The sequence below is a fragment of the Arthrobacter sp. B2I5 genome, from assembly GCF_030816735.1.
GTDB lineage: Bacteria > Actinomycetota > Actinomycetes > Actinomycetales > Micrococcaceae > Arthrobacter.
In genome coordinates this window covers 233077-245932 of record NZ_JAUSYF010000001.1, presented here as the reverse complement: position 1 = coordinate 245932, position 12856 = coordinate 233077, and the positions used below count along the sequence as shown (strand labels likewise).

Genomic DNA, 12856 nt, shown 5'->3' with positions numbered 1-12856 from the left:
AGTTGAGTCTACTACGCTCAACTTTGGACGGCGAGGTCCAGTAGCCATGTTTGCCCAAGGCGAAATACCTGTCCAGAGCCGGAGGTCCTGCAGCGCTAGGTTCCGTACACGGAGACGGCGGCGGCCTTGACCACAAAGTGCACCTTCATGCCGGGGACAAGGCCCAGGTCCGCGGAGGCAGCCGGGGTGATGTCCGCGGCCAGGCCGCCGGCGCGGACGCGGATCTGGTCGCCGTGCGGTTCGAGGTCAGTAATGGTGACGGCGAACGAGTTCCGGGGGCTGCCGTGCGCGTCGCGCAGGAACACGGAGACGGCCGACGGCGGAAAGACGGCCACGCCGGGGCCGTCCGGCCTGGGCGGCGGGGCAGGTTCGCCGTAAGGGCTTGGCTCCGCGGCGAAGGATTCGTCATCGTGGCCGGTGATTGTGAGCCCATCACTGGTCCGCACCCCGGCACCGTCCAGGGTGCCCGGAATGAAGTTCAGTCCGGCGAGCCCGGCCGCAAAGGAACTGCGCGGCCGCTCCAGCACTGTGCGGGTCGGGCCTTCCTCAACGATCCGGCCGTCCTCCAGGATGACCACCCGGTCCGCGAGCATCAGCGCGTCCAGCACGTCATGGGTGACGATGATCGCCTGCCGTCCGGCAAGGACCCGCTTGAAGAGCCGGCGCAGCAGCGGGGCGGAGTGGATATCCAGGGCGGCCAGCGGCTCGTCGAGCAGGAGGAGCGCGGGATCGGCGGCGAGCGCCCGGGCCACGGCCACCCGCTGCGCCTGGCCGCCGGAGAGCTGGGCGGGACGCCGCGCGGCCAGGTCTCCGGCTTCGACCTCAGCCAGCCAGCGCCGCGCCCGCTCCTCCGCCGCCCGTTTGGGCATGCCGGCGCTGCGGGGGCCGAAGGAAACATTGTCCAGGGCGCTCAGATGAGGGAAGAGCAGGGGTTCCTGGGCGAGGAGGGCGGTCCCGCGGTGGTGCGGCGCCGCCCACGTGCGCTTTCCGCCGTCGAGGTCGAAGAGTGTCCTGCCGTTGAGCTGGGCCTGGCCGCTGTCCGGCCGCAGCAGGCCCGCGATACCGGCCAGCAGGGTTGATTTGCCGGCGCCGTTGCGTCCCATAACGGCCACGGTCTCGCCCGGCCGGACCGTCAGGGCCACGTCGAAATCCCGCCCGGCCAGCACTGCCCGGAAGGACAACGTCACCGGACGTCCCCTCCCGCCGGGGCCGGCGTCGTCGTCCGTTGTCCTGATCCGGCACGGTCCGCTGCCGGGCGCCGGTAGGCAAGCGCAACCACTGCCACGGCGACCGCTACGAGCACCAGGGACAGGGCGACGGCGGCGTCCGGGTCCGTTTCGCGCTGCAGGTAGATTTCCAGCGGCAGGGTCCGGGTCACCCCCTGCAGGCTGCCCGCGAAGGTCAGCGTGGCGCCGAACTCGCCCAGGCTCCGGGCGAAGGACAGGACCGCGCCGGACGCCAGCCCGGGCAGGACCAGCGGAAGCGTGACGCGCCGGAACACCGTTCCGGGCCGGGCACCCAGCGTTGCCGCCACAGCCTCGTACCGTGAGCCTGAGGTCCGCAGTGCCCCCTCAAGGCTCACCACCAGGAACGGCAGCGCAACGAACGTCTGTGCCAGGACCACCGCCGTGGTGGAGAACGCGATCTGCAGGCCGAGCACATTCAGCGTCTGCCCCAACAGCCCCTGCCGGCCGAACGTGTAGAGCAGGGCGATTCCGCCCACCACCGGGGGAAGCACCAGCGGCAAAAGCACCAGCGAGCGCAGCAGCCCCTGCAGGCGGAAGGTGTCCCGCGCCAGGACCAGGGCCAGGGGAACGCCCAGCACAATGCACAGAAGGGTGCTCGCCGCCGAGGTCCGCAGGCTCAGTCCCAGCGCAGTCAGCGACGACGAGGAGGTCACCAGCGGAAGGAATTGTGCCCAGTCCACGCGGAGCACCATAGCCAAAAGCGGGAGCACGACGACGACGGCGGCCAGGACGGCCAGCACGCGGACCCAGGCGGGGATGCCAGAGTAGGCAGGACTCGGGGTGCGCAGGCGTGCCGGCGGCGGGCCGGCTTGCTGCCGGGTCATGTGCTGCCTCCTTGACCGGCACCCGGCGGGCCGAATCCAGCCCCAGCGAGAACCTCCTGCCCTTCCGGGCCGGTCACCAGGTCCAGGAAGGCCTGGGCCGTGGCCCTGTTCCGGCTGCCGGCAACCCCGGCGATGGGGTAGATGTTCACCGCGCTTCCCGACTCCGGGAACTGGATACCCGCCGCCTTGGACCCGGCGGCCTTGATGTCCGTGCCGTAGACCAAGCCGGCGTCGGCCTCGCCGGAGGTGACCTTGCCCAGGACGTCGGTGACCGCGTTCTCCTCACTGACCGGGCTCAAGGTAACTCCGGCCGCCTCCGCCGTCCTGGCCGCGGCTGCCCCGCAGGGCACCTGCCTGGCGCAGGTGACCAGTTTGACGCCCGGCCGGGCCAGGTCCTTGAACCCGGCGATGCCCGCGGGGTTGCCCGGCGGCACCGCGATGGCAAGGGTGTTGGTGGCGAACTTCCGGGGCGCCCCCTCCGTAAGGCCGCCGTCCTGCAGCTTCTGCATGGTGGCCGCGTCCGCGGCGGCGAAGACGTCCGCGGGTGCCCCCTGGCTGATCTGGCTGGCCAGGTCCGAGGACCCGGCGAAGCTCAGGGTGACTGTAGTGCCAGGGTTTTCCGCCTCGAAAGTGCGGGCCAGCTGGGTGAAGGTGGCCTTGAGGGAGGCGGCGGCGAAAACGGTGATGGTGCCGCCTGGCTTGGCCCCGGAGCCGGCTCCCGGAACACTGCCGGTTACTGCGCAGCCGGAAAGGACGGCCGCCAGCAACAGCACGGCGGCCGTCAGGATGCGTCCCCGGATCATGCCGCGGCCCGTCCCTTCGGGGACTCGATAATGACCGTTGTTGCCTTGACCACCGCGGTGGCCACCGAGCCGGGCTCCAGGCCCAGCTCGCGGACGGCTTCGCTGCTCATCAGCGAGACCACCCGGAACGGCCCGCACTGCAGTTCCACCTGCGCCATGACCTTGTCCGTAATGACGTTGGTAACCAGGCCAACGAACCGGTTCCGCGCCGAGCTGCTGCCGCTCTTGGGGTCGTCGGGAAGCTGGGCCAGCTTCTGTGCATGCGCTGCCAGCTCGAGGCCGTCCACTGCGAGCCGCCCGGACTCGTCCCGGAGCGGCGTCAACGTTCCGTGCTCCGTCCAGCGCCGGACGGTATCGTCGCTCACGCCCAGAAAACGGGCAGCTTCAGAAACGCGAATGAGGGCCATACTCCGATTCTAATCCGCAAATGCGGCAATACGTCCGGCGTCAGCAGGTATTTGAGGATTTCGGCTGGATACGTCGTTTCCGGTCTGGGCACCAGGGGCGCCACTAGACTCCTTCCATGGCCATCTACATCGACCCGCCGCTGTGGCCTGCCCACGGAACACACTTCTCGCACCTGGTCTCGGACACGTCCCTCGACGAGCTGCATGCATTCGCCGCTGCTGCCGGGATCCCTGAGCGGGCGTTCGACGGCGACCATTACGATGTGCCGGAACGCCGCATTGAGGAGCTGGTGGCGGCCGGGGCGGTCCCGGTGGAGGGCAGGGTGCTGGTCCGCAAACTCATAGCCAGCGGACTGCGGATCCCGGCGCGACGCCGGAACAAGTCCCTGAAAGTCCCGCTGCTGACCCGCTGGGAAGCCATCATGCCCAGCCACGACGCACTCTTCCTGGACCTCCTGGACCGGTGGAGCGAACCGCACCGCCACTATCACGGCTGCACGCACCTGTTATCGGTGCTGGAGGCGCTGGACCTGCTCACCGAACCGGAAGAGGTGCCCCGGACAGTGCTGCTGGCGGCCTGGTTCCACGATGCCGTGTACCGCGGCGCGGCGGGCCAGGACGAGGACGAGTCTGCCCGGCTGGCGGAAAGCCGGCTGGCCGGAACCGGACTGCCGGAAGATGAGGTGGCGGAAGTGGCACGGCTTGTCCGCCTTACGTCGGACCACCGGCCGGAGCCAGGGGACGACGACGGCGCCCTCCTCTGCGACGCGGACCTTTCGGTCCTGGGCGGCGAACCTGAGGAGTACGCCCGCTACCTCGCCGCCGTCCGGAAAGACTACGCCCACATCGGTGACGCCGACTTCTCAGCCGGCAGGGCCGCCGTCGTGCGCCACCTGCTGGAACTGGACCCGCTCTTCCACCACCCGCGGGCCCGGGAACTGTGGCAGGACGCCGCGCACCGGAACCTGAAAGGTGAACTGGCATGAACGCTCCGGGTTCCAGCCCGCGGCACACGCACTCTGCCAATGCCGCACACCGCCAGCTCCCTTTCACGGTCAGGCTGGACTGGGGGCTGGAGGGAGCCAGGACCGTGGCATCAGGCGCCGACATCGCTGTGGTGGTGGACGTCCTTTCCTTCGGCACCTGCGTCAGCGTGGCCCTGGACCGGGGCGCTGAAATCTTCCCCTATCCCTGGCGGGATACCAGCGCCGAAGACTTCGCCGCCCACCACCAGGCCCAGCTGGCCGGCCCCCGCGGCGGCGGCGGCCTGAGCCTCTCCCCCGCCAGCTTCCGCGCTGCGGAGTCCCTGGAAAGAGTGGTCCTGCCCTCCCCCAACGGGTCGGAACTCTGCCATGCGCTGGCCGCGGACGTGCCGCTGGTCGCCGCCGTGTGCCTTCGGAACGCCGCAGCCACTTCCGACTGGGTGGCGGCGAACCTTCCGGCGGACGCGGTACTGGCAGTGGTTGCCGCCGGTGAGCGGTGGCCGGACGGCAGGCTGCGGCCTGCCGTGGAGGACCAGATTGGCGCCGGGGCGTTCATCGCCGGGCTGGCGGCCGCCGGCAGGGGCGGTTATGAAGCAGGGGACGGCAGGCACGGCTACGCGCCGGAGGCTGTGGCCGCCATGGCCGTGTTCGAATCCGCGGAACCGCGGCTGCGCGAAATGCTGCAGCAGTGTTCCAGCGGCCGTGAACTGTCCGGAGCCGGCTATGCCGAGGATGTGGACATCGCCGCCGAACTGGACCAAAGCGATTCGGTGGCCATCCTCCGGAACGGGGCGTTCCGGCCGCTGTGAGGGACCGCCGCTTTCCCGGGTTTACGGATTGCGGAACCGGATGCAAAACTGCACGGATGAGCCTGCGCATCCAAGCCCTCGCCATTGATTCCACCGACCCCCGGGTTCCTGCAGCCTTCTGGGAGGAGGCGCTCGGTTGGCGCCGCACCCATGAGGAAGACGACGAGATTGTGCTGGAACCGCCGGCGGGCAGCCCCGAAGACGGGGTGCTGCCCGACCTGCTGTTCCTCAAAGTCCCGGAGCGGAAGGAACTGAAGAACCGCCTTCACCTGGACCTCCGCCCGGAAGACCAGGACGCAGAGGTGGCCAGGCTGGAAGAACTGGGCGCCCGCCAGATCTCGGTGGGACAGGGTGCAGCGGCAACCTGGGTTGTCATGGCTGACCCGGACGGCAACGAGTTCTGCGTGCTCCGCGCCCTGCGCGCGGGCGAACCTGCCTAGCGGTAGCTGGTGACCGGGTAGTTGCTCACGAACGGCGTATTGGTGGGCACGATCTGCTTGCCCAGTGGCATGAGGGATACCGGAATGAGCTTCAGGTTGGCGATGGCCAGCGGAATACCGATGATGGTCACGGCCATGGCGAACGCGGTCACCACGTGGCCGATGGCGATCCAGATCCCGGCCACGAGCAGCCAGATCACATTGCCCAGCAGCGAGAAGACACCGGTGCCGCCCGGCTTGTCCACCACCATGCGGCCAAACGGCCACAGGGTGTAGGCGGCAATCCGGAATGAGGCAATGCCCCAGGGAATGGTGACGATCAGCAGGCAGCAAACCACGCCTGCCAGGAAATAGCCCAGGGCCAGCCAAAAGCCGCCGAAAACCAGCCAGATGATATTCAGAAGTGTCTTCATGCACCTATTGTGCCCCCAGCCGGTGCGGGACCAAGCTGGGGGACTCCCCTGATTCTTGCCCTGATCTACGGGCCTGCGTGCCGGGTGGCAGCGCCTAAACCGTGGCGGCCGCCTTTGCCGCCTGGACAAAGGCCCGGACTTTGGCCAGGTCCTTCACGCCCCGGGATGCTTCGACGCCGGAGGAAACGTCCACTCCCCAGGCATGCGCGGCCGCTGATGCCTGGCCAACATTGGCGGCATCGAGGCCGCCGGCGAGCAGCCAGTTCCGTCCCTGCAGCGCCGGCAGGGCGGCCACGGAGGCGTAGTCCCAGGATTCCCCGGAACCCGGCACGGCGGCGTCAATCAGGAGCAGGTCCTCGCCCCAGTCTTCGAACTCATCCTGGCCGGCCCCCATGGCGACGGCCCTGATCAGCTTCATGCCGGCGTCGTGCACTGTTGCCACGTCCGTACGCGACCGCGCGCCGTGCAGCTGGATCCATTCCAGGCCCGCGGCCCGGGCGATCGCGATGGCATCCGCCACCGGCTCGTCCCGGAAGACCCCGATCGGGGAAACGCCGCTGGGGACCGCTGCCAGCAGGGAGGCAGCCTGCGACGGCGAGACAACCCGGGGGCTGGCCGTGAGCACAAATCCCACGGCATCCGCGCCGGCATCCACCGCTTCGCGCACCGATTCGGGGGTGCTGAGACCACACACTTTGACGAACATTCCCGGCTCCTTCAGGCTGTTTTCGTGATGACCCCCCGCAGGAGAGTAGCAGGCACAGGGCACGCGCTGCGACGCGTGACCACCGCGGCGAACTAGGCTGGGCTGATGCAGATCATCCGCTTCGCTGACCTCAAGGCCGAACCATGGCGCAACGGCGGCGGCGTGACCAGGGAAATCGCACGCAAGGGCACCGACGACGGCGGCTGGGACTGGCGGGTGAGCATCGCGGACGTCGCCAAGGCGGGGGACTTTTCCGCGTTCCCCGGCATGGAGCGGGTCCTGACGGTCATTGAAGGAGAACTGCTGCTGCTTACCGTGGACGGCGCGGAACAGCCCCTGGAAAAGTACCGGCCCTTCAGGTTCGACGGCGGCGCGGCCACCGCGGCCAAGCTGCCCACCGGCGACATCCGGGACCTCAACGTCATCACCCGCACGGCCGCCTGCAAGGGCTACACCTCCATCATTGAGCTGTCCAAAAAGCGCGCCCACCCCGTCTTTGAGGGGCAGCTTGGGGTGCTGCTGCAGGGACAGGCGAAGGTCAGCGAAAGCGGGTCCGAGCCGCTGGAGCTGGGCCGGTACGACTCCGTGGTGGGTTCCGACGCCGATTCCCCCGAGATCCTGGGCCGTGGCTTCCTGGCCGTGGTGTCGATCGACCCGGTCACAGCAAAGGGCTGAACCCCTCCACCGGGACGACGGTCCCCCGCCGGCGCGCCTCCTCGGCCGCGAAAACCACTGAATGGCTGACCAGCGATTCCGCCAGCCCCGACACCACACCCGACCAGTCACCGCGGGCGAGTGCGCTGACCCAGGCTTGAACAAGTCCCCGGTCGCCGCCTTCATGCTTTTCACCCGCCACGGTGGAAGCAGCAGCGGGGACCGTGTAGTCGGTGCTCGTGCCGGTCAGGAAGTCGTGGACCGAGACACTGCCTGCCTCAACGGAGATCTCACCGTGACTCCCGAAGATCCTGGTGCGCCGCGGGCCTGCGGCGGTGAAGGCAGTGGCGGTGAAGGCGGCCGTTGTGCCGTCTTCGTACTCAATGTTCACCACCTGGTGGTCCACTACGTCGTTGCCTCCGCCGTAGACGCAGCGACCGTAGGGCCCGCTTTCCAGTGCCTGCCACAGCGATTCGCGGGTGCCGCCCGGGTCCACGACGTCGGTAAAGTAGGCCCGTGCCGGGTCCGCCGCGGCACCGTCCGGAGGGCGGCCCGGCCCGTAGATCCGCAGGGCGGAATAGGGGCAACCGGGCTCCGCCGGACAGTCCGTGCAGCGCCGTGACGCGCCATCCGGCGCCTCCTCCGGCCGGAAATGCGAGAGCCTGCCAAAGGAGGACACCCGCACGGGCCGGCTTCCAATGATGAAGGAAAGCCAGTCGACGTCGTGGGTGCACTTGGCCAGCAGGAAGGGGCTGGATTCTTCCTCCCGTCGCCAGTTCCCGCGCACGTACGAGTGCGCAAAATGCCAGAAACCCACAGGCTCCAAATGCTGGACCGAGATGATCCGGCCTACGGCCCCTTCAGCGAGGAGCTGCCGCAGAAGCGCCGTCAGCGGGGTGTAGCGCAGGACGTGGCAGACGGCTGCCCTGATCCCCGCTTCCTGCTGGAGGCGGGCCAACTCCGCGCAGCCGGCCGGATCGGGGGCGATGGGCTTCTCCAGCAGGACGGGGTAGCCATGGGCTGCCGCGGCGGCGAACGGCCTTCCGTGTTCGCGGTCGGGGGTGGCAATGATGATGCCGTCCGCCGGCAGCCGGGTGCGGAGCATGGTCTGCCAATCCTCGAAAACACCCGCGGCCGGCACGCCAAGCTCCGCCGCGAGGGTTTCGCGCAGCGGCCGGCGCGGCTCCGCGATCCCCACCACCACGGCGAGGCCGGTATCCACTGCAAGCCGGGCATAGGCGGAGCCCCGTGCACCGGCGCCGGCAATGAGGAGGCGCACAGGTGCTTTGGGCAGCAGAGCGGACGACGGCGGTGCCTCCACGGGTCAGCGGGCGTCGGTAGCGTCTGGGTCGGCGAGCCATTCCAGCGCGACGGCCGCCGTCCAGGACTGGTCCATGCTGCCCAGCGGCTCCCCCGTAAACGGCTCGTAGTACTCGGCGAAGTGGCCTTCCATCAACTGGGCAAGGGACGCTTCACGCAGCCGCCGGTACCGTTCCTCGTCGCCGCGCCGGCGCAGGCAGCCCGCCAGGTACCAGTTCATCACCGGCCAGACCGGTCCCCGCCAGTATTGCCGCGGTTTGAGGCCCTCATAGGTGGTAGAGGTTGATGCCGGGAGCGGGAAGGCCAGTCGCGGGTCTCCCGTCCAGTCCGGCCCCTCGAAGATCTCCAGCTGCCGCCGCAGCAGGGCGTTGTCAGCCGTGGAGATCAGCGGGGCGAAGCCGGCCATCGTGGGCAGCCCGATCCAAACACCTGCCAGCACATCCCGGTCCCGCGCAAGCCCTGTGTGTTCATCAACCGTGGCGTCCACGCCTTCCCGGAACTCCTGTGCCCACTCCCGCAAGCGCGGCGCGTCCCCGCGCAGGCCGATATGTTCCGCCAGCACGGCCAGGTCCTCGTTGGCCGCCGCGAAGATCGCCGACATGAAGACGTCCTTGACCTGGAAATCCATCACGCCGGGCAGCCGTGCGTCGTCGAACCGGACGTCGGCCATCTGCTGCACCAGCCAGAGGTAGCGGCTGTATTCCTCGTCGCTGGGCCGCTGGCTCAGGTCGGTGACCTTCAGTGTGTCGGTCCGGACAAAGGGCTCCATTTTCCCGGGTCGGACCCTGGAGTAAGGTCCGTCGAACCTTGGCGAGTTGTCCATCCCGGGACTCCCAGCCATGGTAGATGGTGAGCAGGCCCGAGCCGTCGCCGCCGCGGCTGCTGCGGAGCCAGGCGTGCCAGCGGATCCACTGCGGCAGCGTCCGCCGGGTAAAGTCCTCGGCAAGCGTGGCATCCTCGCCGCCGGCCGCCGTCGCGCGTTCCACGATGCGGCGCAGCAGCGTCGCATGCACAGGCGGCTGGCAAATGCCGCTGGACTGCACTCCCTCGGGTGACGCTCCCCGGGTTCCCCACCGCTCCACGTCCGGGAAATAGCCGGGGACGTCGGAGAAGACAATGTGCGGAATCATCCCGCTCGTCCACTGCGCCGCCAGAAGGTGGTCCAGCTCCTGCAGCGCCCGGGCCACGCTCATAGTGGACAGGCCGGTGGCCACGAACGCAGCATCCCAGCTCCACATGTGCGGGTAGAGATTCGGTGCGGCGGTGACCATCGTGCCCAGGTCATTCCCGGCCAGGACATCCCTGGCCCGCTGCCGCATCTCCCCAAGGTCTCGAAGCGGAAACCCGTATGCGTCCGCTTCTGCGCTCACGCCGTCAGTCCCAACTGGGTTTCCGTATCGAAGAAGCGGAGGGCGCTTTGCTCGAAGCGCAGCCCCACCGTCTCCCCTGCGGAAACCTTGTCCGTGGAGGGGACCTGGACCTTAACGCTCTGGCCACCCAGGTCCACCGTCAGCAAGGTGGCGTGCCCCAGCGGCTCCACCACTTCCACGGCGGCATCCAGGGACCCCTCCGAGCCGCGCGGGGCCAGGGCAATATTCTCCGCCCGGATCCCGACCATGACCGGGGTGCCACCCGTGCGCGCCGCTGCCCTGGCCAGGAATTCGGGCGCCGCGATGCTCTGGCCGCCAACTTCCAGGGCACCCTGCTGGGTGATGCGGCCGTCAAGGAAATTCATGGGCGGCGAGCCGATGAAGCCGCCCACGAAACGGTCTGCCGGCTCCTCGTACACCGTGATCGGATGGCCCAGCTGGGCGATCTGGCCCTTCTTCATCACCGCAACCCGGTCGGAGAGGCTCATCGCCTCCACCTGGTCGTGGGTGACGTACAGCGTGGTGGAGCCAAGCTGCTGGACAATCTTCTTCAGCTCGGCGCGGAAGTCGAGGCGAAGGAGGGCATCAAGGTTGGACAGCGGCTCATCCATGAGCAGCACATCGGCGTCCATGACGATGGCCCGGGCGACGGCGACGCGTTGCCGCTGCCCGCCGGAGAGGTTGGCCGGGTAGCGGTCCAGGTACGGGCTGAGCTGCAGCAGGTCCGCGGCCCAGGCCACCTTCCGCTCCAGTTCCTCCCGCGGGACCTTCTTCATCATCAGCCCGAACCCGATGTTGGTCCGGACATTCCTGTGCGGGAAGACGGCGTAGGACTGGAACACCATGGAAAGGTTGCGGTCCTGCGGCGGCAGGTAGGTCACGTCCCTCCCGCCGATGGAGATGCTCCCCTGGTCCGGGAAGTCCAGGCCGGCCACCATGCGCAGCAGGGTGGTCTTTCCGCACCCGGAAGGACCCAGCAGCACCATGAACTCGCCCTCCGCAACCTCGAGGGAGACGTTGTTGGTGGCCAGCTCGGTGCTGCCCGGGTAGGTCTTGTGCAGACCCTTGATGGAGATGTCAGCCATGGGACGGCCTCTCTGGGACGCAATCAGCGGATGGTGGAGCCCCACATGTTGGTGAGGTAGCGGCGCATGAAGAAGATGAAGACCAGGGCCGGGACCACCAGCAGGAAGCCGCCGGCGAAGCGGTAGGCGAGCGGCGATTCGGCGAGGGAACTGAGGACCTGGGCGGGGAGTGTTCGCTGGTTCAGGGTCAGGATCGACGCGCCCAGGACTTCGTTCCAGGACATGACGAACGTGAAGATCGAGGCCGCGGCGATGCCGGGGATGGCCATGGGCAGGACCACTTTGAGGAAGGCCTGCACCGGGCTGCAGCCGAAGATCCTGGCCGCTTCCTCCACGTCGCGCGGAACACCGAGGAACACCGAGGCGGTAATCAGGATGGTGGTGGGCAGGGCCAGTGCGCTGTGGAGCAGGACGACGGCGAGGACGCTGTCGTAGAGCCCCGTCTGCAGGAAGAGCTGGGCCAGCGGCACGGACAGCACGACGATGGGCAGGGCGCGGGTGAACAGCAGGAACAACTGGTAGGGCTCCCTGCCGCGGAAGGCGAAACGTGCCACGGCGTACCCTGCGGGAACACCGATAAGCAGCGACAGCACAAGGGTGAACACGCCCACCTGGACGGAGTTGATCAGGCCGCCCAGGATGCCGGTGGACTGCAGGAATGTCTGCATGGTCTCGGTGGAGAAGTTGTCCGGGATGAAGCTGAGCGGAAACTTCTGCAGCGACTGCCTGCTGGACATCGCGGCCAGCGCGATCAGGTAGATCGGCAGTGCCATGAAGAGGGTGATCAGGATGCAGGCCACTTGGAGGAGCACCCGGTTGCGGCGCCGCCGCGCCAGCGGCCTGCGGTCCACGCCGGGTTCAGGCCAGGTGGTCCCGGCATCTGTCCTGGACGTTGTTGCGTGGCTCATCGTGCCGCCTCCGTCTGGTCCCTCAGGAGTTTCAGGTAGCCCACTGCCGTGACCATGGACACGGCCATGACCACCAGGGCCAGCGCGGATGCCACGTTGGGGTCCTGCAGGCCCGTGTACCAGCGGTAGGTTTCGCCCACCACCAGCGGAAAGTTCTGGCCGGTGAGGGCAAGGGCCACGGCGAAGGTCTGGAAGGCCAGGATGGTCCTCAGGATCAAGGCTGTTTGGAGGCTGGGGCGCAGCAGCGGCAGGGTCACGTGCCACAGCCGGTTCCAGAAGCTGGCCCCGAAGACGCCGGCGGCTTCCTCGTAATCCTTGGGGATGGACTGCAGGCCGGCCACGACGATCACGAACACCAGCGACGTGGCCCGCCAGACCTCCGCGATCAGCACGGCACCGAACATGGACGGGTAGTTGTCATAGGCGAGCCAGGAGACGGGCTGCAGGCCCAGGGACGCCAGGAGCGAGTTGAGGTAGCCGCGGTCCGTGAAGACGGTCAGCCACACCAGGCCGGCTGCGAGGTCGCTGACTGCCAGCGGGATGGCCCAGATGTAGAAGTAGGCAGACGCCCCCCGCGGCTTGGCCCTGATAAGCAGGGCCATCGCCAGCGCCAGGACAAACTGGATGGGGATCATCACCACGATGAGCAGGAGGGTGTTGCCCACCGAGGACCAGAAGTACGGGTCCTGGGACAACCTGGTGAAGTTCGCCGTCGTCAGGCCTTCGGGGCCGCCGAACGCCTGCAGGACGCCGCTGACCATCGGCCAGCCGAAGAGCAGCGTCATGAACACGATTGACGGGGCGATCAGCAGCAGCGCCGCGGAACTCCCCCTTCTCCTGGGCGCACGGACTCTTGGGCCGGGAGGGGGAACGTGCGGCCTGGCTGC

Annotated in this window: 15 protein-coding genes and 1 pseudogene; 4 read left to right on the top strand and 12 right to left on the bottom strand. The window is 68.4% G+C overall.

Features of this window, described 5'->3' with window-relative positions; translation table 11 throughout:
• Positions 1-95: 95 nt before the first annotated feature.
• Genes QFZ60_RS01110 through QFZ60_RS01095 form a run of 4 tightly spaced genes read right to left on the bottom strand, consistent with a single transcriptional unit; the run spans position 96 to position 3281 of the window.
• The gene (locus tag QFZ60_RS01110) at positions 96-1187 is read right to left on the bottom strand and encodes a sulfate/molybdate ABC transporter ATP-binding protein (protein ID WP_307087385.1); all 1092 of its coding nucleotides are present in this window, start codon (positions 1185-1187) and stop codon (positions 96-98) included.
• On the bottom strand, positions 1184-2071 hold the full coding sequence (locus QFZ60_RS01105; RefSeq protein ID WP_307087383.1) for an ABC transporter permease: 888 nt from the start codon (positions 2069-2071) through the stop codon (positions 1184-1186). Before QFZ60_RS01105 ends, QFZ60_RS01110 begins: the two co-directional genes overlap by 4 nt.
• Positions 2068-2874, bottom strand: a complete 807-nt coding sequence (modA, locus tag QFZ60_RS01100; protein WP_307087382.1) for a molybdate ABC transporter substrate-binding protein — start codon at positions 2872-2874, stop codon at positions 2068-2070. The genes QFZ60_RS01105 and modA overlap by 4 nt, the downstream gene beginning before the upstream one ends.
• Entirely contained in the window at positions 2871-3281 is a 411-nt protein-coding gene (locus QFZ60_RS01095) for a molybdopterin-binding protein (RefSeq protein ID WP_307087381.1), read from the bottom strand. Before QFZ60_RS01095 ends, modA begins: the two co-directional genes overlap by 4 nt.
• Positions 3282-3397: 116 nt before the next feature.
• Here QFZ60_RS01095 and QFZ60_RS01090 point away from each other — a divergent pair, with 116 nt between their 5' ends.
• The 3 genes from QFZ60_RS01090 to QFZ60_RS01080 are packed head-to-tail and all read left to right on the top strand — an operon-like array spanning position 3398 to position 5513.
• Positions 3398-4267: a DUF4031 domain-containing protein gene (locus tag QFZ60_RS01090; protein WP_307087380.1), complete on the top strand. Its 870-nt coding sequence runs from the start codon at positions 3398-3400 to the stop codon at positions 4265-4267.
• Positions 4264-5073 carry a 2-phosphosulfolactate phosphatase gene (locus QFZ60_RS01085; RefSeq protein WP_307087379.1) on the top strand — a complete coding sequence of 270 codons (810 nt, stop codon included), beginning with the start codon at positions 4264-4266 and terminating at the stop codon, positions 5071-5073. Before QFZ60_RS01090 ends, QFZ60_RS01085 begins: the two co-directional genes overlap by 4 nt.
• Positions 5074-5129: 56 nt before the next feature.
• The gene (locus QFZ60_RS01080) at positions 5130-5513 is read left to right on the top strand and encodes a VOC family protein (RefSeq protein WP_307087377.1); all 384 of its coding nucleotides are present in this window, start codon (positions 5130-5132) and stop codon (positions 5511-5513) included.
• On the opposite strand, the gene QFZ60_RS01075 is transcribed toward QFZ60_RS01080, so the two are convergent.
• Positions 5510-5926, bottom strand: coding sequence for a YccF domain-containing protein (locus tag QFZ60_RS01075; RefSeq protein ID WP_307087375.1), 417 nt, complete (start codon positions 5924-5926; stop codon positions 5510-5512). The two genes, QFZ60_RS01080 and QFZ60_RS01075, sit on opposite strands and share 4 nt — an antisense overlap.
• 94 nt (positions 5927-6020) lie before the next feature.
• Complete coding sequence (locus tag QFZ60_RS01070) at positions 6021-6632, bottom strand: phosphoribosylanthranilate isomerase (protein ID WP_307087374.1); 612 nt, start codon at positions 6630-6632, stop codon at positions 6021-6023.
• Positions 6633-6737: 105 nt separating this feature from the next.
• Here QFZ60_RS01070 and QFZ60_RS01065 point away from each other — a divergent pair, with 105 nt between their 5' ends.
• Positions 6738-7307: a HutD family protein gene (locus QFZ60_RS01065; protein ID WP_307087373.1), complete on the top strand. Its 570-nt coding sequence runs from the start codon at positions 6738-6740 to the stop codon at positions 7305-7307.
• Here QFZ60_RS01065 and QFZ60_RS01060 read toward each other — a convergent pair.
• From QFZ60_RS01060 to QFZ60_RS01040, 6 genes and pseudogenes are all read right to left on the bottom strand, one after another.
• The gene (locus tag QFZ60_RS01060) at positions 7291-8565 is read right to left on the bottom strand and encodes a Gfo/Idh/MocA family protein (protein ID WP_307087371.1); all 1275 of its coding nucleotides are present in this window, start codon (positions 8563-8565) and stop codon (positions 7291-7293) included. The two genes, QFZ60_RS01065 and QFZ60_RS01060, sit on opposite strands and share 17 nt — an antisense overlap.
• Before the next feature lie 45 nt (positions 8566-8610).
• Complete coding sequence (locus tag QFZ60_RS01055) at positions 8611-9429, bottom strand: hypothetical protein (protein WP_307087370.1); 819 nt, start codon at positions 9427-9429, stop codon at positions 8611-8613.
• Positions 9430-9496: 67 nt separating this feature from the next.
• Positions 9497-9799: pseudogene (locus tag QFZ60_RS21595) on the bottom strand (glycogen debranching protein); the annotation flags it as partial.
• A gap of 173 nt (positions 9800-9972) precedes the next feature.
• A complete protein-coding gene (locus QFZ60_RS01050) occupies positions 9973-11061 on the bottom strand; it encodes an ABC transporter ATP-binding protein (RefSeq protein ID WP_307087368.1) in 1089 nt (362 codons plus the stop codon).
• A 23-nt stretch (positions 11062-11084) separates the two neighbouring features.
• Positions 11085-11969, bottom strand: coding sequence for a carbohydrate ABC transporter permease (locus tag QFZ60_RS01045; protein ID WP_307087366.1), 885 nt, complete (start codon positions 11967-11969; stop codon positions 11085-11087).
• On the bottom strand, positions 11966-12754 hold the full coding sequence (locus QFZ60_RS01040; protein ID WP_307087364.1) for a carbohydrate ABC transporter permease: 789 nt from the start codon (positions 12752-12754) through the stop codon (positions 11966-11968). The genes QFZ60_RS01045 and QFZ60_RS01040 overlap by 4 nt, the downstream gene beginning before the upstream one ends.
• Positions 12755-12856 lie beyond the last annotated feature (102 nt).

Excerpts from the sequence above, each read along its gene's own strand:
- QFZ60_RS01105 (WP_307087383.1), bottom strand. The coding sequence starts at position 2,071 with ATGACCCGGCAGCAAGCCGGCCCGCCGCCGGCACGCCTGCGCACCCCG.
- modA (WP_307087382.1), bottom strand. The coding sequence starts at position 2,874 with ATGATCCGGGGACGCATCCTGACGGCCGCCGTGCTGTTGCTGGCGGCC.
- QFZ60_RS01095 (WP_307087381.1), bottom strand. The coding sequence starts at position 3,281 with ATGGCCCTCATTCGCGTTTCTGAAGCTGCCCGTTTTCTGGGCGTGAGC.
- QFZ60_RS01090 (WP_307087380.1), top strand. The coding sequence starts at position 3,398 with ATGGCCATCTACATCGACCCGCCGCTGTGGCCTGCCCACGGAACACAC.
- QFZ60_RS01085 (WP_307087379.1), top strand. The coding sequence starts at position 4,264 with ATGAACGCTCCGGGTTCCAGCCCGCGGCACACGCACTCTGCCAATGCC.
- QFZ60_RS01080 (WP_307087377.1), top strand. The coding sequence starts at position 5,130 with ATGAGCCTGCGCATCCAAGCCCTCGCCATTGATTCCACCGACCCCCGG.
- QFZ60_RS01075 (WP_307087375.1), bottom strand. The coding sequence starts at position 5,926 with ATGAAGACACTTCTGAATATCATCTGGCTGGTTTTCGGCGGCTTTTGG.
- QFZ60_RS01070 (WP_307087374.1), bottom strand. The coding sequence starts at position 6,632 with ATGTTCGTCAAAGTGTGTGGTCTCAGCACCCCCGAATCGGTGCGCGAA.
- QFZ60_RS01065 (WP_307087373.1), top strand. The coding sequence starts at position 6,738 with ATGCAGATCATCCGCTTCGCTGACCTCAAGGCCGAACCATGGCGCAAC.
- QFZ60_RS01055 (WP_307087370.1), bottom strand. The coding sequence starts at position 9,429 with ATGGACAACTCGCCAAGGTTCGACGGACCTTACTCCAGGGTCCGACCC.
- QFZ60_RS01050 (WP_307087368.1), bottom strand. The coding sequence starts at position 11,061 with ATGGCTGACATCTCCATCAAGGGTCTGCACAAGACCTACCCGGGCAGC.
- QFZ60_RS01045 (WP_307087366.1), bottom strand. The coding sequence starts at position 11,969 with ATGAGCCACGCAACAACGTCCAGGACAGATGCCGGGACCACCTGGCCT.
- QFZ60_RS01040 (WP_307087364.1), bottom strand. The coding sequence starts at position 12,754 with ATGACGCTGCTCTTCGGCTGGCCGATGGTCAGCGGCGTCCTGCAGGCG.